This is a genomic window from Pseudomonas vanderleydeniana (assembly GCF_014268755.2).
Classification (GTDB): Bacteria; Pseudomonadota; Gammaproteobacteria; order Pseudomonadales; family Pseudomonadaceae; genus Aquipseudomonas; species Aquipseudomonas vanderleydeniana.
The window spans coordinates 1,855,516-1,873,731 of record NZ_CP077093.1 but is presented as its reverse complement, the minus strand read 5'-3'; the positions used below and the strand labels follow the sequence as shown (position 1 = coordinate 1,873,731).

Sequence of the window (18,216 nt, the reverse complement as noted above, 5' to 3'; positions counted from 1 at the left end):
GCATGGAGTGCTTTTCAGCGCCGCAAGGCTACAGAATATCCAATGGATTCAAAAGATTATTCTGACCTTCGGACAGACAGGGGCAACTCGTTGGATAATCAGCCGATCGAACAAGACGTGGGACAACAACCGATGACCGCTGATGACTATCTGGTAATGAGCCGCACGGAGTGGGCCGGCCTGCGCGCCAGCACGCCGTTGACGCTGTCGGAAGACGACCTGGCGGCCCTGCGCGGAGTCAACGAGGACATTTCCCTCGAGGACGTTGCCAATGTCTACCTGCCGCTGTCGCGGCTGATCAGCCTGCATGTCGGCGCGGCCCGCAACCTGGCCGGGATCAAGGACACCTTTCTCGGCCGCGCCAGCCCGCGCGGCCCGTACATCCTGGCCATCGCCGGCAGTGTCGCGGTGGGCAAGAGCACCTTCGCCCGCGTGCTGCAGGCGCTGATGGCGCGCTGGCCGGACCACCCCAACGTGGCCCTGGTCACCACCGACGGCTTCCTCTACCCCAACAGCAAGCTGGTGGCCGACGGCATCATGCACCGCAAGGGCTTCCCGGAAAGCTACGATCGCCGGCAGATGGTCAAATTCCTCGCGGACATCAAGGCCGGCGAAGGCGAGGTGCGGGCGCCGGTCTACTCGCATATCAGCTATGACATCGTCGCGGACCAGTACCAGACGGTGAACTGCCCGGACATCCTGATCTTCGAGGGACTGAACGTCCTGCAGACCGACGGCAACGACGGGGCGCGACCGAACACCATCGTCTCCGACTTCTTCGACTTCTCGATCTACCTGGATGCCGACGAGCAGGATATCGAGCAGTGGTACGTCGACCGCTTCCTGCTGCTGCAGAAAACCGCGTTCCGGGCCCGCGGTGCATACTTCCGCAAACTGGCCGACCTGTCGCCCGAAGAAGCCCCGGAGGCCGCGCGGCAGATCTGGCACGACATCAACCGGGTCAACCTGCTGGAGAACATCCTGCCGACCCGCGAGCGGGCTGATCTGGTGGTGCGCAAGTCCCGCGATCATTCGGTCAGCGAGATCTGGCTGCGCTGACAGCCGCTCCCACAAGCACACCTATCAGGCTGGATGCGCAACCTGTGGGAGCTCACTGTCTTTAATTCCATCCCTGACCGCCTTCGGCGGTTCGCGGGCAAGCCACGCTCCTACAGTTCCGTGTCGAGCAGCACGGTCTGTGGGAGCCGGATTTATCCGCGAAACGCACTCAACGCTCCAGCGAAAGCGAGACCGTTGCGCCCTACAAGACAAACCGCGACACCGAAGCCCTCAGCCCCTGCGCCAGGCGCTCCAGCGATTGTACGTTGCTGTTGGCATGCGTCACCGACTCCGCCGTAGCCTCGACCATATTGGAAATGCGCTCGATGTTTTCCGCCACGCTGGCACTGGCCAGGCTCTGCTCGGTGGTGGAGGTGGCAACCTCGCGAACCTGAACCAGGGTGGCCGACGCCTCCCGGTTGATGTCACGCAAGGCATCCGCCGCCTTCTCGGCCAGTTGCACCCCTTGCATCACCTGCGGCGTGACCGCGTTCATGCTGACCACCACCGAACCGGTGTCATTTTGAATCGAGGTGATCATGCTGGTGATCTCCTCGGTCGCCAACGAGGTGCGTTGCGCCAGATTGCGCACTTCTTCGGCAACCACGGCGAAACCACGCCCCTGCTCGCCGGCACGGGCCGCCTCGATGGCCGCGTTGAGCGCCAGCAGGTTGGTCTGGCTGGCGATGTTCTGGATCACGCCGGCGATGCTGTCGATTTCATGCGTGCGCTTGACCAGCCCCTCGATCATCACCGAGGCATCCTCGACCTTGAGCGAGACATCCTGAATGGCCTTGGCCGCATCGTTGACCAGTTGTTCGCCATCGGCCGCCAGCTGGGTGGAGCTGGCCGAGTTCTTTTCGGTTTCCCCGGCGCTATAGGAAATGTGCTCGATCGTGACGGACATCTCCTCGATGGCCGCCGCAGTGGCGGTGGTCGCGTCGGACGTCTGCTGGGACGCCGAGTCGAGCTGACGCATCTGGCCTGACAGCCCCTCGGCGGCATGGCCCAGCTGTTCGGCGCCGTGCTGGATGGAGGTGATCATTTCCCGCAGATTGCTCTGCATCTGCGCCACCTGGGTGAGCAGGCTGCGCTGACCGGCGCGATGACTGATCGTCTGGCTCAGGTCGCCATTGGTGATACTGCCGACCACGCTGGCGGCGTAGGCCGGCTCGCCGCCAAGGCTGCTGTAGATGCTCCTGGAGATCCGCCAGGCGACGATCACCACGACGAGAATCACGATAATGCCGACGGCAATGAAGTTGAATGCCAGCTTCCAGTAGGCCTTGTCGATATCGGAGGTGAACATGCCGAAACCGACGAACCAGTTCCAGCCGTCGATACGGGTAATACCGTTGAGCTTCGGCGCCATGTCCCCGGTATCCGGGTTCTTGGTGAAGTCATCGTAGTAGTAGAACGGGCTATTGGCGGTGTTATCGATGTAGTTCTGGATGCTGGTCTTGCCGTTCGGCGCCTTGCCCAGGTCGATCTTGCCGACCTTGTCGGCGATGGCGTGCACCAGCCCCAGGCCCTCGATATTCCTCGCCCAAACGTAGGTGCTGGTGCCATAACGCATGTTCGAAAGTGCCTCGACCGCCTTGGCCTGGGCGTCGCCCCGACTGAGCTTGCCGCTTTTTTCCAGCGCCTGGTAATAGCCGACCTGCCTGGCCGCCATGGCCAGGACGGAGTGAATCTCGCTGCGCTTGTCCTCCTGCATGGTGGCATGCAGGGTGTTCAGAGCCAGGCCACCCACAATGGCGAGGCCGGCGATCGACGTCAGTACCAGGATAATCAAGCGATGGGAGAGCTTCACGTCCTACTCCGTTAAACACCCCAACCGGATTCCTTGAGGGGTGCTGGTTGTGTTTGTCAGATAATGGCTATCGGCCACCACCGGCAGGACTTGAGATTTTTGGATCCAAAAAAATGGATGGCTTGTTTGCGGACGCAAAGCCCAATCAGCGGACAATTCCCTTTCCCTCGCCTGAATGCTCCTGGAAAGTCCTTTCGGCTGGTACCTACCGGCTTCACTCACTAGCCTTCGCTTGTCGCTGCAAGATCAGCGCTCCAAGTGTGGAAACCTGAAACATCTCTGTAGGCGCAAGCGCCACATTGATCTAAAGACTAAAAATTTGTACATTTCAATCTATAGATCAAGAAATCGGAGTGCTAAACATGAGCCAAGCCACCACGGCCCCCTCCCCCTCCACAAAGGATGCCGGCGCAGTTGCGTTGCGCACCGCAGTCACGATCATGGAACGCTGGAAAGCGAGCCCCAGGGAGATCGAGAACACCCTTCGCATATCGCGCAGCACCTACTCGCGCGTCAAGGAACAAGGTCGCGCCGTGAGCCTGGACGATGACCAGATCGCCCGTATCAGCCTCATCCTGAACGTTCATGGTGCGCTTAGAACGATCTTCGACAACCCGGAAAACGTGTATGGCTTTCCACGGATGACCAACGACAACGATTTTTTTGAAGGCAGAACCCCACTGGAAATCATGGCCACCGGCTCGTTCATCAACCTGTACGAAACTTTCCGTCGAATTGACGCATTGCGAGGCGGCCAATGGTAAGCGCCGCTGATCTGAACGTGCTCCCCGGGGAGAGCAGCATCAAGTCGTATCGGCTGGTGAACTCCAAGTTTCCGCCTATCGCTCTGTTCGATGACGTGGCCAACGTTGACGAGTTCGATATCCTTTACCAAGTTCAGGCTTTGACGAATCCTCGCCTGCAGAACGAAGTAGGCGTCATCACGCTAATTGCGCTCAGCGAAATCCCTTTTGGCATCACCGGCTGTTCCTACGCCACCGCGCCATTTACGCACGTGAACCCTGATGGATCCCGCTTCAGCGATGGATCGTTCGGCATGCTGTACCTGGCTGACACCATGGATACGGCTATCGCCGAGGTTCGCCATCACCAAGAGGCGTACTGGAGCAAAGTGCAGGAACTGAACTACGAGCGCTTCGTCTTTCGTGGTCTTACTTGCCAATTCGATGAGGTGGGTGTACTGGACGCTACTGTGCTACCCATGACGGACCCAATTTACGCACCAGATGATTACAGCGCCTCCAGAGCGCTCGGCCGTGATGTGAAGAGGGCCAAAGCCTCAGGCCTGCGCTATCGCTCCGTTCGTTCGCCGGGCAATATCTGCTGGGCACTGACCACCCCTCGACACGTTGCCTCGATCACCCAATCGAGCCATTACGAAATGATCTGGAACAAGAAAATTACCAGCGTGAATAAACTCGTGTCCAGTACGTGATGCCGGATCTATTTCTTGACGCTCAATCTGTGTCCGAATGATCAGTAAGAAATAAATTCGTCACCTTTTCGTTTTCGCTCGTCCCCTTTTCGCTGTTCTAACTGAAAAATGGACGTCAGTGGCGCTGAGTTTTTTGCACCAGCACCAGAAAGCCCATACTTCGGAGGAACTCAGCCAGACACAATAAACCCCTTCCACCCCAACAACGCCTGCTCAAAGTCGTCAAGACTCATATCAACAAAATAATTTTCATCATAAAGAGAATATATCCTAACTCTCTCCACGCTAAGAATCGCACCCCAACAATCTCGCGCCCAGTCACCTTGCTTCGAGCCGCCATTTCGTATCTGCTGTATCAGTGAAAGACCATGATCAAGCCATGGGACAGTCTCAAAATACGGTATCCCACCGTCATCCATTAACAGGCATGCTAGCAAATCAATCCCAGCTTCATTACAGACATCGGAACTACAATGGGGAGCCATCCGCCCAAAATACTCCCCCCAAAAAAAATCTATCTTCATACTAAACCTACATCACTGGATAAACAGTTACATTGGGACTCAAACAACCTGTAACCTCCAGAAACGGGGACGCAGAAACGAGAAACGGGGACGGATTTATTTTTTCAGCAGGGTAAAAAATAAATCCGCCCCCGCTTCTCCAAACCAACTATTCATAGCGAAAATCAATAGAAAGCTTAGAACGCTCGACATTAAAGCTTAACTCACACCCCACCCAGACTGGAAAATCCCCAACCAACCCCTTTTCAGAGTATTCTTTCTTCAACAACAAACAATCAAACAAGTCACTATCAACCCTTGAGCTAGGAGGGCTAAACCAGTCCTTTTTCCCTTCTGCATCTATGTAATCGAACAAAAACTTGCAGTGATCATTTCCTTTCGAAATTTCAGCATCAACAACAACAAACTTTGCTTCATTAGGTGCAATTGAAAAAAGCATCTCACCTATTGCCAAATAAACTTCATCTCCGTTCATAAACTATGCCCCTCCAGGAGCATTAACAAAGGTTTCACGAACCTCTCGCCCACCATCAATCCGATAGTTTACATCAAATCGATCCAGAAACGGGGACGGATTTATTTTTTCAGCAGGGTAAAAATAAATCCATCCTCGTTTCTCGTGGCCAGCCAACGAATGTGGCTCTAGCGATGAAAGCCAATGTTGCCGTTATTCAAGCCGTGCGGTCTCAAGTGGATATCATCGAGGATCGCCTGCTGCATGAGGTTTCCTTACGTCCGGAGTTTTCGTCATTGAACACGATGCAGGGGATTGGCGAAGTTCTGGAAACCGTCATCATGCTGGAAACCGGAAGTATTGAGCGTTTGCCAGCGTTGGAAATTTTTCTTCTTATGCTCGATGCGTCAAAAGTGAGCATTACTCCAACGGCAAGAAAAAGAAGGGTGAAGGCAATGCCAAGAACGGCAACGCCTACTTGATCTGGGCCTTTATTGAAGCGGCTAATTTTGCCCAGCGATTCAGTGACGGCGCAAAACGCTTTTTCGAAAAATAAAAGGTCAGGACCAATTCCGTGCTCGCCACCAAGGCACTGGCTCACAAGCTGGCGCGGGCGAGTTACCGCATCCTGAAGGAGAAACAGCCTTTCGATGCCAAACGCTGTTTCGTCTAAAAGACAAGTTAAGGTGATGGCCGGCCAACCAAACGGGGGACTAGGCGTGAACCACAAAATCTGAGTGGAAGCCGGCTTTCACCGCCTGAGTGTGTTGTAACCCGGTCGTCTGCCAAGTGAGACCGTTGGGACTGGACGTACATTTGCACGAGCCATAGTTCTGCGACACGTTTTGGACATCTTGGCGGCACCAACGTTTCTCTGGAGCAGTTAGCTGCCAGGGCGGCGCGTGCAGTATCGCGACCGTTTGATCCAAATAGGTGTCAGGCACGACTCGGTCGTAGCCAATACTTGAGAAAACGGGTTCGATGGGTTCAACCGATCAGGTTGAGTTAAAGGACAAACCCTGCAGTTAAAAACAGCAGGGCGAGGTGGCTTTTGACCTTGACGCGAGACCGGCTAATGGGCGTCCCCGTTTCTCCTGAAGAGACTGAAGGGCTATTGGCGTGGCATCCTCAGCAGGGGGCGCATGGTCCATGCACACGGGGCAGCGAGTTTTTATTCATGAAGATCAAGAATGACTTTTCCGAAAATCCGTGAGAAACCTATTTTTATAAAGGTTCTCGGTATCGAGGGTCCTCCCGCATAACCCTTAAAACTTCAGACCACCCAAATAAAACTCCAGGAACGCGAGCCTCTGTAATAAGCTCCGCTCTTTCCGAAAGAGAAAAATCCTCCATTGCCTTCTCACAATACAAATAAAACAAATTAAAGCAATTCTCATCAACATAATCCAAGCTAATGAAGCTTTGCCCCTGCTCATCAAGCGGCGCGTAGATTGATTTCAGGCAAAACTGCTCATCATCCTTGAACAATTTTCTCGTCGCTTCAACAATACAATCAAAAACTCCGCCGGAAGCAGACCAGCCAGTACCCTCACCTATGGAAATATACATACCCATAACTCACCTCAAAATAAGTATCTTGCTCTGCTGCTCAGAAGTAAGATTTTTTATCCATGAATTTACCATGCTTTGGTTAGCAGAGGTTAAGTTCCTATAATCCAGCGGGACAATATCTGCCTTCCCAATATGATCATTTGGGAAGAAGCGGGAAGAAACGGGGACGGATTTATTTCCCAATAGAGTAAAAATAAGTCCACCCTGCTTCTCACGTCCCCGCTTCTCCTTTTCGAATACATCAGCATTTAAAATTCGTCACAACTTTTTTCTCCTCGCCGATAAGACATTACGAAAGACTTCCAATCTTCGCCACGCCCATCGGCACTTAACTTCAGTTTTTTTAGTAAATCATACAGAACCGCACCATTGAAATCAGTCTCCGCGTTTTCCGACTCAACACCGCCATTCTCCACAAGGAGTTCAGTTTCCACATAGCCCTCAAAAAACCTTGCTTCATAGCGAAAATAGTCATAGCCATTCACAATCCCGGACTCGACTAAAGAAAATATACCTTTAACCAACTCAAAATCTTTATCAATCATTCAATAATCCTTAGGATACTCTTTGCTTCATTTTAAAAAAATACGACCTGAATTTTACCATTCAACGTATAATTCAACTCCAAAGAATTAGACCTAATCGACCCCGGATCTTCTCGATTATATTTACGATTATTCTACCCACCACCTACTCAGGATTTTTTAAGCCACCCTAATTTTTATTTCATAAAAACCTTATAAGAAGAGTTATTAAAATCTCCATCTTGCGGAAACAAGTTATATTCATCACAAGTACCACCCTGGCTGCATACCTTGGCATGTCGACCAACTTCAGTATCTCGCCCTTTTTACCCATTGCGGTCCGCCTCGAACCCCTAGGTACTTTTACATTCTCTGGGGTAAACAAAAGCTCTTCCACCATACCCTAGAAACGGGGACGAATTTATTTTCTCAGCAGGGTAAAAAATAAATCCGCCCCGTTTCTCTAGTCCCCGTTTCTCGATTACTAAGTGGAGGGGCAGCCGGAGAGAATAAATTCTTTCCACTCCGACAAAGCGCTCTCAAAATTATCAATATTCATGTCTACAAAATAATTCTCGTCATAGTGAGAATATATTCTGACTCGATCCAAATTAAGATTTGCGCCCCAACAATCTCGCCCCCACTCCCCATCCCTAATTTCTCCTGAGCGCACCGAACTCACGACCAAAAGACCCTGATCAAGCCATGGGACAGTCTCAAGATACGGTATCCCACCGTCATCCATTAAGAGACACCCTAGCAAATCAACTCCTGCCGCATTACAAACATTTGAAACACAACGAGGAGCCAACTCATCAAAAGACTCTCCCCAAAAAAATATATCTTCATATTAAGCTTACATCAATGAATAAACATTTACATCTGAAGTCAAATAACCTTTGTAGTGGTCAAAAATTCCCGGACACAGAATTGAGTTTTTCTTCCGCAACAGCCGGCGGTACGAAACCGTTGCGCTGATGCGGCCTCGTCCAGTTGTACCGCTACATGAGATAGCAGCCGATGTCCTGCACGGCCAACGCTGTCGTCATGTAACCCACCGTCGGCGCCCACTCCGTTTTCAAGCTACGAAACAGCCGCTCCATGGGGGCGTTGTCGTAGCAATTTCTGCGTCGGCTCATGCTTTGGGTTATTCGATAGCGCCAGAGCCGCTGGCGAAAACTGCGGCTGCCATATTGGCTACCCTGGACGCCCTTCTAAGTGTCAAGCGGATACTGCGCTTTGGTTGATGATGCTATTTCGCCTCTGGATAATGCTGTAGACCTCCCGTGCGATGTAGCGCTTTAGGCAGGGGGTAGCTTCCAGCTTCGAATGTCCCTCTGCGAGACGTCGACTGACATAAGCCTGCGTTCGTGCATCAATACGACGCCGCCGGCGTCAGATGGGCGTAGATGCGGGCCTGAAGCTCCTGGATCGTCTGCTGCTCCGGTGTGAACGCCTTGGCAGTGGGCGTAACGCCTCCACGCTCCAGTTGCAACTGGGCGACCCAGCGGCGTAATAAGCTCTCATTCACGTCGAGGGATTTGGCGGCCTCAAGGCAACTGTGGACTTGGTCAAGCACCAGGTTGGCAGCCTCACGCTTGAAGGTCGGGGTGAAAGTAAGTCGTCGTCTGCTCATCGAACACCTCTGTATGGCGATTATTCTCGCCCAAAAAGGTGTCCGGGTTAGTAAACCACTACAGCCAGAACATGACGTTCGCCAGCAGGAAAGCGATCCCGCGTTTCGGCAATCCGAAGAAATGGTCACGGTTTTTCAGGGCCGCAGAAGGCTGCCCCGCCAGGAAGGCGAACTGACGAACGTCCATGTAGTGTCTCGATGCACGAAGGCGATTAGGAGTTCACAGCGCAGGACTCACCGTGAAGGTGAGCGAATGTCTGCGTGAGCGCTCGAAATAGAAGTGATATCAATATGATGTCGCGATAGTAGAGAGACGTATCTGTGGCGTCAACAAATCTTCAGCAATGTTTCGATACAGACACGTTTGGAATCGACACAGATCGATCGGGCTTGAGGCAATCGCCGAAACTGAACGTAAGGAGATATGAAGAGGCCATCGAAGGGCGATCGTGTCCCTAGAAGTGGTGTAACTGAACCAACCGAAGGCGCCCTGCGGGCGAAAGAGGTGGGTCATCGTGGTTCTTGGCTAACGTTGAGTTTGCGGACTTAACCTTCACCAGGAAACCACGATGACCAAGCCCACTATCGCATTGACCGAGTTGGTTGAGAAAGGGGCAGACGCTGATCTGCTCAAGCAAATGATCCAGTTTGTTGCCCAGCGCATGATGGAGTTCGACGTCGAGGGCTTGTGCGGCGCCGGTTTCGACGTCAAAAGCCCTGACCGAACAAACAGCCGCAACGGCTACCGCGATCGCCTCTGGCAAACTCGCGCTGGCGACGTTGACCTGAAGATCCCCAAGCTGCGCCAGGGCAGCTATTTTCCCGGTTTTCTCGAACCACGACGCACCGCCGAAAAGGCCATGGCAGCCGTGATCCAGGAAGCCTATATCCAGGGCGTTTCGACGCGCTCGGTCGACGAACTGGTCAAGGCCATGGGCATGTCCGGCATCTCGAAAAGCCAAGTATCCAGGCTCGCTGGCGAGATCGATGAGCGCGTCCACGCCTTCCTTGATCGACCGCTTGAGGGCGATTGGCCCTACCTGTGGATTGACGCTACCTACGTCAAGGTGCGGGAGGCCGGGCGCATCGTCTCGGTCGCCGTCATAATCGCTGTGGCCGTGAACACCAACGGCGGGCGCGAGGTGCTGGGTATGCGGGTTGGCCCGTCGGAAGCCGAACCGTTCTGGACGGACTTCCTGAGAAGCCTGATGCGACGCGGGCTGCGGGGTGTGAAACTGGTGATCTCTGACGCTCACGAAGGGCTCAAGGCCGCTGTTTCCAAGGTTTTCCACGCGACCTGGCAACGCTGTCGCGTTCACTTCATGCGCAATGCCATGGCCCATGTCGGCAAGGGCCAGCGCACCATGGTAGCGGCCTTGCTGCGCACGGTGTTTGCCCAGGACAGTCGAACCGAATGCCATCAGCAATGGCGGCTGGTGGCTGAACAACTTCGTGAGAAATACCCCAAGATCGCCACGCTCATGGACGGTTGCGAAGATGAAGTGCTGGCGCACATGGCCTTCCCGAAGGCACATCGACAGCAGTTGCACAGCACTAACCCGCTGGAACGGCTAAACGCTGAGATCAAGCGGCGTACCGAAGTGGTGGGCATCTTCCCCAACGATCCGGCGATTACACGGTTGGTTGGGGCGATGCTGCTGGAGCAGAACGACGAGTGGTGCCTGCAACGGCGCTATATGCAGTTGGAGGCCTTCGAGGCGGTCAGCGATAATCCGCAGGCCAAGCTGTCGGCCGTGATCAACTAAACGGCAAACTCAGTGGCCAGAGCGATGATGAGTTACACCACGTCCTGGGACACGATCCGAAGGGCTGCGAAAAGCAGCGCACCTGGCTTTTCCACAGACGAAAAAAAATCCGGAAATCCTCACTGTCGTGGGCCTTCCGGATTCTTCAAGTACTGCTGAATATGGTGGGTCGTGTAGGATTCGAACCTACGACCAATTGGTTAAAAGCCAACTGCTCTACCAACTGAGCTAACGACCCGCTGTGTGGTGGCGCGTATAATACTGATTTATAACGGGAATTCAACACCCTACACGAAAAAAATCAAAAATATTTCGTTGGGTCGTCGATTCCGGCCGCAGCGAAGCCCTCCGCACGCAGGCGGCAGCTGTCACATTTCCCACATGCAAAGCCGTCAGCATCCGCTTGGTAGCAGGATACTGTCAGCGAATAGTCGACACCCAGGCGCACACCTTCACGCACGATATCGGCCTTGCTCAGGTTCTGCAGCGGTGCCTGGATACGAAAACCATCACCCTCCACCCCTGCCTTGGTCGCCAGGTTGGCCAGGGTTTCGAATGCCTCGACGAACTCGGGACGGCAATCCGGGTAGCCGGAGTAGTCCACCGCGTTGACCCCGATGAAGATGTCCCGCGCGCCCAGCACTTCGGCCCAGCCCAGTGCCAGGGAGAGGAATACCGTGTTGCGTGCGGGCACATAGGTGACAGGAATCCCTTCGCCCGGCGTTTCCGGTACATCGATGGAGCTGTCGGTCAGCGCCGAACCGCCGATACCGTTCAGGTTCAGGCCGATCACCTTGTGCTCGATCGCGCCCAGGTCCCGGGCCACCCGTGCGGCGGCCTGCAGTTCGGCACGGTGGCGCTGGCCGTAGTCGAAGCTCATGGTGTAACAGCTGTAGCCCTGGGCACGCGCCATGGCCACCACGGTCGCCGAGTCGAGGCCGCCGGACAGCAGGATTACCGCTTTCTTTTCAGTGCTTGCTTGAGTGGTCATGTCAGCGCCCCGGCTCGTCATTCCAAAGATATTTGTGCAATTGCATCTGCAAGCGTACCGGCAGGTTGTCCGCAACGATCCAGTCCGCCAGCTCACGGGCAGGCAGATCATGGTGGCTCGGTGAGAACAGCACTTCTCCGGCGCGCTTCTCCAGACCGTACTGGATCAGCTTGGACACCGACCAGTCGTAGTCTTCGCGCGAACAGATGACGAATTTGACCTGATCGTTGGCGGTCAGTTGCTCGATGTTCTCGTAGCGGTTTCGGTGGACTTCCTTCGACCCCGGGGTCTTCAGGTCGACCACCCGGCTGACGCGGGTATCCACCGGCGAGATATCCATCGACCCACTGGTCTCGATGGACACCTCGTAACCGGCGTCACAGAGCCGCTTGAGCAGGGGAATGGCATTGGGCTGGGCCAACGGCTCGCCGCCCGTCACGCAGACGTAGCGCGGCCGGTAGCTGGCGACCTGTTCAAGGATGCTGTCCAGCGACATGAGGGTACCGCCGCTGAAGGCGTAGGCACTGTCGCAATACTGGCAGCGCAGGGGGCAACCCGTCAGGCGCACAAAGACCGTGGGCAGCCCAGCAGTCCGCGTTTCACCCTGTAACGAGTAAAAAACTTCGGTGATTCTCAATGTGTCTTGCATATCCGCCACGGGCGTAACAGCTAAACAGGCTGTCCGCCTCCGTCAGGCACCGCAATGAACCTGCAATCGCATAGTCCAGAACGGCGTGTTTCATAAAAAGGGCAACAATTCTAACGAAAAAACCCGCGACAAGCGCGGGTTTCTTGATTCGGGTCGACAACGCCTTACATGCGCTGCAGGTCCCGCTGGGCCAACTGGGCAGCCGAGGTGCCCGGATACTGGGAAACGACCTGCTGCAGGATGCCCTTGACCTTGTCGGTGTGACCCAGGCGACGCTCTACGTCAGCCAGCTTGTACAGCGAGTCAGGCACCTTGGCATGCTTGGGATACAACTGGCTGACCTTGGCAAAGGCCTGGCCGGCACCTTGCAGGTCGCCCTTGGCCAGGTTCACTTCACCCAACCAGTACTGGGCGTTGCCGGCGTACTGGCTGTTGGGGTACTTGCGCAGGAATGCGCCAAATGCCTGGCTGGCCTTGTCGAAGTCCTTGGCCTTGATCAGGTCGAAGGCAGCATCGTAGTAGAGCTTTTCCTTCGCCGGATCACCCGGCTCGCTGCTGGCCGCAGGGGCCTGGGCAGCCGGTGCTGCACCGGCGGCGGCATTCGTGTTGCCACCGCTGGAAGAATTATCAGGAGCCGCAGCCGCCGGAGCGACGCCACTGCCTATGCGCCGATCAAGATCCTGGTATCGCTCCAGGCTTTCCTGCTTCATGCGCGCTACATCATTTTGCAGAACTTCGATCACGCCCTGTTGCTGCGCAATCTGCTCCTGCATGCGTTGCAATTGGTTGAACAGTTCGCCCTGTGCCGAGACAGGAGCCGAAGCCCCTGACCCGGCATAGGCGCCGTTCGTACCGTAACCCGCTGGCGGATAACTTCCACCGCTATTGTTATAGCCGGAGTTGTCATCGACCACAGGAACCGCAGCAAATGCCGCAAGCGGCATGATGCTGAGAGCCAATACAGTTACAGCACGACGGCACGTTCGCATGACGAATTACTTACGCAGTTCGACGCGACGGTTTTGAGCCCAGGACTGCTCGTCGTGGCCAGTAGCGACTGGACGCTCTTTACCGTAGGAAACCAGCTCCAGTTGAGCTGGGGAAACACCTTGCAGAACCAGGTAGCGCTGAACGGCTTTCGCACGACGCTCGCCCAGTGCCATGTTGTACTCACGAGTACCACGTTCGTCGGTGTTGCCTTCCAGGACAACGCGGTTGCCGTTGGCTTTCAGGTCCTTGGCGTGAACGTCCAGAGCGCGCATGGCTTCTGGCTTCAGGTCCGAGCTGTCGTATTCGAAGTAGAAGGTGGTGATTGCGCGCAGAGCTGCTTCTTCGCTCAGGGAGCCGTCAACTGCACCGGTGTTTGCACCGTAGCCAGCGTTAGGATCAACAGCGCCTTGACCAGCGTTGTCGCCGCCTTTGGACGAGCAACCTACAGCTACAGCCATGGCCAGAGCCAGCGCAGCAAATTTACCAAACTTCAGCATTTCCATCGTGAAACTCCTAATGAACCCCAGTGTGTTAAGTAAAACGTATAGCGCCGCGTCAGTTCAGGTAAGGGGACCAGGAAGGTTCTCTGACTTCGCCTTGAGCGGTAGGAAGCGGGAGCCTTACGCGTCCGTTGATGGACACGAGCATCAAGACTCCCCGGCCCTGCTGGGCGGTGGCGTAGATTACCATGGTGCCGTTTGGCGCAACAGTAGCTGACTCATCAAGGTTGGTGTCTGTAAGGATTTTTACAGTACCGCGCTGCAAATCCTGAGCCGCCACCCGGAAGTTGGTGAAACCGTCCTGGCGATGGATCATCACCAGCGTCTTTTCATCAGCCGACAGTTTCGGGTTGGCGTTGTAGTTGCCGATGAACGTCACGCGCTCGGCACCACCACCATTGATGTTGGTCTTGTAGATCTGCGGCTTGCCGCCACGGTCGGAGGTGAAGTAGATGGTCGAGCCATCCTTGCCCCAGAACGGTTCGGTGTTGATGCCCTGGCCACTGGTCACGCGGCTGATCTGGCGCGAACCCAGGTTCATCACGTAGATGTCCGGGTTGCCGTCCTTGGACAGGACGAACGCCAGGCGGGTACCGTCCGGCGACCAGGCTGGCGCACCGTTCAGGCCTTCGAAGTTGGTCAGCTGTTCACGGCGACCGGTATCGATGTGCTGGATGAAGATGCGCGGACGCTTCTGCTCGAACGAGACATAGGCGATACGCTTGCCATCCGGCGCGAAACGCGGCGACAGGATCGGCTCGCGCGACTGCAGCAGGGTCACTGCACGAGCGCCGTCATAGTCGGAGCGCTGCAGGGTGTAGCGCGTGTTGTTCACCGAGAAGCGTTCGGCAGTCACGTACAGCATGCGGGTGGAGAACGCACCCTTGATGCCGGTGAGCTTTTCGAACGACTGGTCGGAGATGTAGTGCGCCATGTCGCGCAGTTGGTCGACGCTACCCGAGACGCTGCCGGTCAGCACTTGCTGCTCGGTGGCGACGTTGAACAGTGCGTACTGCACCTGCAGGCGGCCGCCGGCCGGCACGATGCTGCCAACCATGATGTACTGGGCGCCCAGGGCTTTCCAGTCACGATAGATGACTTCGCTGGCCTGGGTGGGCAGGCTGATCATGTTCTGGCGCGGGATCGGCGAGTAGTAACCGGAGTTACGCAGGTCGTCGCCGATGATCTGGGCCATGTCGTCGGGCAGCACGCTGCCGCCCTGGAAGCCGAACGGCACGACGGCGATCGGGGTCGCCCGATCGGTGCCGCTGGTGACCAGAATGTTCTTTTCATCTGCCACTGCCATCCCTGCCAGGCAGCAGATCAGGACAAGCATTCCTCGAAGAAGGTTTCTCACAAGGCTAGATCCTCAGGTGTAAATATCATCTTGAAGGAACGAGAGGGAGCCAGATCACTCGCTTTCATTCCCTGCATTTCCATCAGGCAATCAATACTCTTGACCACCACTACCGCCGATGCGTCGAACGGGTCATCGCTCCTGTCGCCAGAAGGCAACTCGGGAGCGATGCCCTTCGAAAAGCCCCTTACGGCGCCAGATCGTCAGGCGTGAAGGTCATCTTGAACGAGCGATATTGCGCAAAGTCGCTCGGTTTCATGCCCTGCATCTCCGTCAGGCGACCGATGTTCTTGACCGCTGCTACCGCAGAGGCGTCGAACGGACCATCACCGCTGCCCTTGACCACCGAAACCGTCGTCACGGTGCCGTCAGGCAACATGCCGATCTGCAGCGTCACCGCCATGCCCTTGCGTGCCGAAGGTGGACGCGTCCAGCCTTCCGCCGCCCGGATGCGAATCAGATCGTCGAAACTGCCCGCGGTGTCATCGCCCTGCTCATCCGCCAGGGCCTGCTGACGCTGCGGCGTGTCGGAAAGCAAGTCGGCCAGTGCCTGCGCCTTCTTCTCTTCAGCGGCCTTGCGTGCGGCGTCCTGCTTCTTCTTGGCCGCATCGGCTGCTGCTTTCTTCTTCGCGTCTTCGGCGATTTTCTTCTTCGCCTCTTCAGCTTCCGCTTTCTTCTTGGCGTCTTCCGCGGCTTTCTTCTTCGCGTCTTCGACTATCTTTTTCTTCGCTTCTTCAGCGGCCTTCTTCTTGGCCTCTTCTTCAGCGGCTTCCTTGGCTTCTTCCTCGGCCTTCTTCTTGGCTATGTCAGCCTGTTTTTTCTCTTCGGCCTTCTTGGCTTCGGCAGCCTTCTTCACGTCGTCGGCCTTCTTGGCTTCATCAGCCTTTTTCGCCTCTGCCGCCTTCTTGGCTTCTTCGGCCTTTTGAGCCGCCTCTTCTTTCTTTTGTTCCGCCGCCTTTATCTCTTCCTGCTCGACCTTCTTCTGCTCCAACTGCTCGACTTCGGTCTGGCGCGCGGCGGATTTCTTCGCCTCACCCGCAATCTTCTGATTGGTCTGGGTGGTTGCCTGGCTTTTCGATTTCAGTTGGTACAGGGTCGCCTGGACGAGCGGTTTGGCCGGGGGCAGTTCCGGAGTCATGGCAAAGCTGACGAACAGCAGGCCAAAGATCAGGACGTGCAGGCCAATCGCCCAGACGCTGGGCCAGAAGTAGCTTTCCGAGGCGGACGGCTCTCTCTGTTGGTGCATCAGGGCGCCTCGGTAATCAGACCGACGTTACCGACACCCGCTTTCTGCAGACCACCCATGGCACCCATCACGGCGCCATAGTCGACACTCTTGTCGCCACGAATGAAGACCTGGGTGTGCTTGCCGGCTTCGTTGCCGGCACGAATGATCTTGGTGACCGCATCGGTCATCTGCGGCAAGGTCATCGCCTTGTCCTGCTGCTTGTCGGTGTCGACTTCGCTGCCAAGGTTCCAGTAGTAGGTCTTGTCAGCCTTGATCGAAATGGTCAGGACCTGGGTGTTGTTGTCCTGCGGCAAGGCTTCACTGGAAACCTTGGGCAGATCGACCTTCACACCCTGGTTGAGCATGGGTGCGGTCACCATGAAGATAACCAGCAATACCAACATCACGTCGATGTATGGCACCACGTTCATCTCGGCGACCGGCTTGCGTTTGTGGCGAACTCGGGCCATGGGGATCTACCTGCTTACTCTTCGCTGGTATGCACTTTACGGTGCAGGATCGCCTGGAACTCATCGGCGAAGGTGTAGTAGCGACCGATCAGGTTTTCACCCCGGGCCGCGAAACGGTTGTAGGCGACAACGGCCGGGATCGCGGCGAACAGGCCGATCGCGGTGGCCACCAGGGCTTCGGCAATGCCGGGAGCCACGGTGGCGAGGGTCGCCTGCTGGACAGTGGCCAGGCCGCGGAAGGAGTTCATGATCCCCCACACGGTACCGAACAGACCGACGTACGGGCTGACCGAACCGACGGTAGCGAGGAACGGCAGGCTCTGTTCGAGCTTTTCCTCTTCACGGGAGATGGCTACGCGCATGGCACGGGCGACGCCTTCCATCACCGCTTCAGGCTCGACGCCTGGCTGCTGGCGCAGACGAGAGAATTCCTTGAAACCGGCACGGAAGATCTGCTCGACACCCGAATCCGGGTCCGGATTGCTGCCAGCCTGACGGTACAGCTTGGACAGGTCGATGCCCGACCAGAAGCGCTCCTCGAAGCTCTCCAGGGCACGACGACCGGCGCGCAGCAGATTGCTGCGCTGGAAAATCATGATCCACGAGGTGACTGAGGCAGCCACCAGAATCAGCATGACCAATTGCACCACGATGCTGGCATTGCTGACCAAACTCCACATGGAGGAATGGTCGACGACGTTAGCTTCCACGCTTTATCTCCTGCTCTAAGTGAGTACCCGCGCCGCTTGTGTCGGCAAAGGCCGATCGCAAGGCTTCTGGAATGGCCCGGGGTTTCAAACTGTCGGCGCGCACACAGGCCACCAGGAACTGCCCTTCGCAGAGCAGCGTTAAATCCGTTGCACGACGAACCTGCTGCTTGAAGCGCAGGCTCGCACGGTTCAGTTCAATGACATCCGCACTGACCAACAGCTCGTCGTCCAGTCGCGCCGGCACGTGGTAGCGCGCTTCGCTGGAATGCACGACGAACAACAGGTTCTCCCCCACCAGCTCGGACTGGGCAAAGCCCAGCTCCCGTAGCCGCTCGGTTCGAGCCCGCTCCATGAACTTTAGGTAATTGACGTAATACACGATGCCGCCGGCATCGGTGTCCTCGTAATAAACGCGACAGCGATGTGCGAACGACTGAAGCCCGTTTTGCGCGCGCATACTCTAGTGCTTACTCCTCAGGTTGCCAATCCGGCCAGGCAACTGTTTTTCATACTTATA

At 55.9% G+C, this 18,216-nt stretch carries 22 protein-coding genes, 1 tRNA gene and 4 pseudogenes; 6 read left to right on the top strand and 21 right to left on the bottom strand.

From position 1 onward, the window contains the following. Positions 1-132: 132 nt before the first annotated feature. The gene (gene coaA, locus HU752_RS08405) at positions 133-1,059 is read left to right on the top strand and encodes a type I pantothenate kinase (RefSeq protein WP_026145077.1); all 927 of its coding nucleotides are present in this window, start codon (positions 133-135) and stop codon (positions 1,057-1,059) included. A gap of 202 nt (positions 1,060-1,261) precedes the next feature. Here the strand turns inward: coaA and HU752_RS08400 are convergent, their stop codons facing one another. Both HU752_RS08400 and HU752_RS32080 read right to left on the bottom strand, forming a co-directional pair. After that, entirely contained in the window at positions 1,262-2,332 is a 1,071-nt protein-coding gene (locus HU752_RS08400) for a methyl-accepting chemotaxis protein (protein ID WP_437182360.1), read from the bottom strand. Positions 2,333-2,338: 6 nt separating this feature from the next. Beyond that, positions 2,339-2,776: pseudogene (locus tag HU752_RS32080) on the bottom strand (cache domain-containing protein); the annotation flags it as partial. A 458-nt stretch (positions 2,777-3,234) separates the two neighbouring features. On the opposite strand from HU752_RS32080, the gene HU752_RS08395 reads away from it, so the two are divergent. Next, positions 3,235-3,636 carry an antitoxin Xre-like helix-turn-helix domain-containing protein gene (locus HU752_RS08395; protein WP_186678029.1) on the top strand — a complete coding sequence of 134 codons (402 nt, stop codon included), beginning with the start codon at positions 3,235-3,237 and terminating at the stop codon, positions 3,634-3,636. After that, positions 3,630-4,328, top strand: coding sequence for an RES family NAD+ phosphorylase (locus HU752_RS08390; protein ID WP_186678032.1), 699 nt, complete (start codon positions 3,630-3,632; stop codon positions 4,326-4,328). The genes HU752_RS08395 and HU752_RS08390 overlap by 7 nt, the downstream gene beginning before the upstream one ends. A 170-nt stretch (positions 4,329-4,498) precedes the next feature. On the opposite strand, the gene HU752_RS08385 is transcribed toward HU752_RS08390, so the two are convergent. After that, positions 4,499-4,852 carry a hypothetical protein gene (locus tag HU752_RS08385; RefSeq protein WP_186678035.1) on the bottom strand — a complete coding sequence of 118 codons (354 nt, stop codon included), beginning with the start codon at positions 4,850-4,852 and terminating at the stop codon, positions 4,499-4,501. A 148-nt stretch (positions 4,853-5,000) separates the two neighbouring features. Beyond that, entirely contained in the window at positions 5,001-5,327 is a 327-nt protein-coding gene (locus HU752_RS08380; RefSeq protein ID WP_186678038.1) for a hypothetical protein, read from the bottom strand. Between the two features lie 173 nt (positions 5,328-5,500). Between HU752_RS08380 and HU752_RS31885 the strand changes: the two genes are divergently transcribed. Both HU752_RS31885 and HU752_RS31695 read left to right on the top strand, forming a co-directional pair. Further along, positions 5,501-5,788, top strand: a complete 288-nt coding sequence (locus HU752_RS31885) for a hypothetical protein (protein WP_264083988.1) — start codon at positions 5,501-5,503, stop codon at positions 5,786-5,788. Then, positions 5,734-5,862, top strand: a pseudogene (locus HU752_RS31695) (IS110 family RNA-guided transposase); the annotation flags it as partial. The gene HU752_RS31885 and the pseudogene HU752_RS31695, both read left to right, overlap by 55 nt. Before the next feature lie 668 nt (positions 5,863-6,530). Here the strand turns inward: HU752_RS31695 and HU752_RS08370 are convergent. From HU752_RS08370 to HU752_RS31880, 7 genes and pseudogenes are all read right to left on the bottom strand, one after another. Next, positions 6,531-6,875 carry a hypothetical protein gene (locus HU752_RS08370; protein WP_186678041.1) on the bottom strand — a complete coding sequence of 115 codons (345 nt, stop codon included), beginning with the start codon at positions 6,873-6,875 and terminating at the stop codon, positions 6,531-6,533. Positions 6,876-6,884: 9 nt separating this feature from the next. After that, complete coding sequence (locus HU752_RS31975) at positions 6,885-7,061, bottom strand: hypothetical protein (RefSeq protein WP_186678044.1); 177 nt, start codon at positions 7,059-7,061, stop codon at positions 6,885-6,887. 65 nt (positions 7,062-7,126) lie between these two features. Beyond that, positions 7,127-7,423 carry a hypothetical protein gene (locus HU752_RS08360; protein ID WP_186678046.1) on the bottom strand — a complete coding sequence of 99 codons (297 nt, stop codon included), beginning with the start codon at positions 7,421-7,423 and terminating at the stop codon, positions 7,127-7,129. Between the two features lie 887 nt (positions 7,424-8,310). After that, positions 8,311-8,607: pseudogene (locus HU752_RS08355) on the bottom strand (integrase core domain-containing protein); the annotation flags it as partial. 16 nt (positions 8,608-8,623) lie between these two features. Next, positions 8,624-8,791: pseudogene (locus tag HU752_RS31690) on the bottom strand (IS110 family transposase); the annotation flags it as partial. Further along, positions 8,778-9,038, bottom strand: coding sequence for a transposase (locus tag HU752_RS08350; RefSeq protein WP_189656473.1), 261 nt, complete (start codon positions 9,036-9,038; stop codon positions 8,778-8,780). The pseudogene HU752_RS31690 and the gene HU752_RS08350, both read right to left, overlap by 14 nt. Positions 9,039-9,096: 58 nt before the next feature. After that, the gene (locus tag HU752_RS31880) at positions 9,097-9,225 is read right to left on the bottom strand and encodes a hypothetical protein (RefSeq protein WP_264083987.1); all 129 of its coding nucleotides are present in this window, start codon (positions 9,223-9,225) and stop codon (positions 9,097-9,099) included. 382 nt (positions 9,226-9,607) lie between these two features. Here HU752_RS31880 and HU752_RS08345 point away from each other — a divergent pair, with 382 nt between their 5' ends. Further along, complete coding sequence (locus tag HU752_RS08345; protein WP_217838491.1) at positions 9,608-10,804, top strand: IS256 family transposase; 1,197 nt, start codon at positions 9,608-9,610, stop codon at positions 10,802-10,804. A gap of 162 nt (positions 10,805-10,966) precedes the next feature. On the opposite strand, the gene HU752_RS08340 is transcribed toward HU752_RS08345, so the two are convergent. The 10 genes from HU752_RS08340 to ybgC form a co-directional block, all read right to left on the bottom strand. After that, positions 10,967-11,042 (bottom strand) — tRNA-Lys (locus HU752_RS08340). 63 nt (positions 11,043-11,105) lie between these two features. Continuing rightward, positions 11,106-11,795 carry a 7-cyano-7-deazaguanine synthase QueC gene (gene queC / locus HU752_RS08335; RefSeq protein ID WP_186684870.1) on the bottom strand — a complete coding sequence of 230 codons (690 nt, stop codon included), beginning with the start codon at positions 11,793-11,795 and terminating at the stop codon, positions 11,106-11,108. 1 nt (position 11,796) lies between these two features. Further along, a complete protein-coding gene (gene queE / locus HU752_RS08330) occupies positions 11,797-12,444 on the bottom strand; it encodes a 7-carboxy-7-deazaguanine synthase QueE (RefSeq protein WP_186684872.1) in 648 nt (215 codons plus the stop codon). Between the two features lie 164 nt (positions 12,445-12,608). Beyond that, positions 12,609-13,433 carry a tol-pal system protein YbgF gene (ybgF, locus tag HU752_RS08325; RefSeq protein ID WP_186684874.1) on the bottom strand — a complete coding sequence of 275 codons (825 nt, stop codon included), beginning with the start codon at positions 13,431-13,433 and terminating at the stop codon, positions 12,609-12,611. 6 nt (positions 13,434-13,439) lie between these two features. Then, positions 13,440-13,937, bottom strand: coding sequence for a peptidoglycan-associated lipoprotein Pal (gene pal / locus HU752_RS08320; protein WP_010444246.1), 498 nt, complete (start codon positions 13,935-13,937; stop codon positions 13,440-13,442). Positions 13,938-13,989: 52 nt separating this feature from the next. Beyond that, positions 13,990-15,240 (bottom strand): Tol-Pal system beta propeller repeat protein TolB, encoded by a 1,251-nt coding sequence (gene tolB / locus HU752_RS08315; RefSeq protein ID WP_437182335.1) that lies wholly within the window; start codon positions 15,238-15,240, stop codon positions 13,990-13,992. 238 nt (positions 15,241-15,478) lie between these two features. Then, on the bottom strand, positions 15,479-16,537 hold the full coding sequence (tolA, locus tag HU752_RS08305) for a cell envelope integrity protein TolA (RefSeq protein ID WP_186684878.1): 1,059 nt from the start codon (positions 16,535-16,537) through the stop codon (positions 15,479-15,481). Next, a complete protein-coding gene (gene tolR, locus HU752_RS08300) occupies positions 16,537-16,989 on the bottom strand; it encodes a protein TolR (RefSeq protein WP_010444249.1) in 453 nt (150 codons plus the stop codon). The genes tolA and tolR overlap by 1 nt, the downstream gene beginning before the upstream one ends. Positions 16,990-17,003: 14 nt before the next feature. After that, entirely contained in the window at positions 17,004-17,699 is a 696-nt protein-coding gene (gene tolQ / locus HU752_RS08295) for a protein TolQ (RefSeq protein ID WP_017906047.1), read from the bottom strand. After that, positions 17,689-18,156: a tol-pal system-associated acyl-CoA thioesterase gene (gene ybgC / locus HU752_RS08290; RefSeq protein ID WP_054056498.1), complete on the bottom strand. Its 468-nt coding sequence runs from the start codon at positions 18,154-18,156 to the stop codon at positions 17,689-17,691. Before ybgC ends, tolQ begins: the two co-directional genes overlap by 11 nt. Between the last annotated feature and the right edge of the window lie 60 nt (positions 18,157-18,216).

What these genes read in the sequence shown, in the direction of transcription:
- tolR (WP_010444249.1), bottom strand. Translation starts at nt 16,989, where the DNA reads ATGGCCCGAGTTCGCCACAAACGCAAGCCGGTCGCCGAGATGAACGTG.
- ybgC (WP_054056498.1), bottom strand. Translation starts at nt 18,156, where the DNA reads ATGCGCGCGCAAAACGGGCTTCAGTCGTTCGCACATCGCTGTCGCGTT.
- queE (WP_186684872.1), bottom strand. Translation starts at nt 12,444, where the DNA reads ATGCAAGACACATTGAGAATCACCGAAGTTTTTTACTCGTTACAGGGT.
- HU752_RS08350 (WP_189656473.1), bottom strand. Translation starts at nt 9,038, where the DNA reads ATGAGCAGACGACGACTTACTTTCACCCCGACCTTCAAGCGTGAGGCT.
- coaA (WP_026145077.1), top strand. Translation starts at nt 133, where the DNA reads ATGACCGCTGATGACTATCTGGTAATGAGCCGCACGGAGTGGGCCGGC.
- queC (WP_186684870.1), bottom strand. Translation starts at nt 11,795, where the DNA reads ATGACCACTCAAGCAAGCACTGAAAAGAAAGCGGTAATCCTGCTGTCC.
- tolA (WP_186684878.1), bottom strand. Translation starts at nt 16,537, where the DNA reads ATGCACCAACAGAGAGAGCCGTCCGCCTCGGAAAGCTACTTCTGGCCC.
- HU752_RS08360 (WP_186678046.1), bottom strand. Translation starts at nt 7,423, where the DNA reads ATGATTGATAAAGATTTTGAGTTGGTTAAAGGTATATTTTCTTTAGTC.
- HU752_RS08395 (WP_186678029.1), top strand. Translation starts at nt 3,235, where the DNA reads ATGAGCCAAGCCACCACGGCCCCCTCCCCCTCCACAAAGGATGCCGGC.
- ybgF (WP_186684874.1), bottom strand. Translation starts at nt 13,433, where the DNA reads ATGCGAACGTGCCGTCGTGCTGTAACTGTATTGGCTCTCAGCATCATG.
- HU752_RS08370 (WP_186678041.1), bottom strand. Translation starts at nt 6,875, where the DNA reads ATGTATATTTCCATAGGTGAGGGTACTGGCTGGTCTGCTTCCGGCGGA.
- HU752_RS08380 (WP_186678038.1), bottom strand. Translation starts at nt 5,327, where the DNA reads ATGAACGGAGATGAAGTTTATTTGGCAATAGGTGAGATGCTTTTTTCA.
- pal (WP_010444246.1), bottom strand. Translation starts at nt 13,937, where the DNA reads ATGGAAATGCTGAAGTTTGGTAAATTTGCTGCGCTGGCTCTGGCCATG.
- HU752_RS31880 (WP_264083987.1), bottom strand. Translation starts at nt 9,225, where the DNA reads ATGGACGTTCGTCAGTTCGCCTTCCTGGCGGGGCAGCCTTCTGCGGCC.
- HU752_RS31885 (WP_264083988.1), top strand. Translation starts at nt 5,501, where the DNA reads ATGAAAGCCAATGTTGCCGTTATTCAAGCCGTGCGGTCTCAAGTGGAT.
- HU752_RS08390 (WP_186678032.1), top strand. Translation starts at nt 3,630, where the DNA reads ATGGTAAGCGCCGCTGATCTGAACGTGCTCCCCGGGGAGAGCAGCATC.
- HU752_RS08385 (WP_186678035.1), bottom strand. Translation starts at nt 4,852, where the DNA reads ATGAAGATAGATTTTTTTTGGGGGGAGTATTTTGGGCGGATGGCTCCC.
- tolB (WP_437182335.1), bottom strand. Translation starts at nt 15,240, where the DNA reads ATGGCAGTGGCAGATGAAAAGAACATTCTGGTCACCAGCGGCACCGAT.
- HU752_RS08345 (WP_217838491.1), top strand. Translation starts at nt 9,608, where the DNA reads ATGACCAAGCCCACTATCGCATTGACCGAGTTGGTTGAGAAAGGGGCA.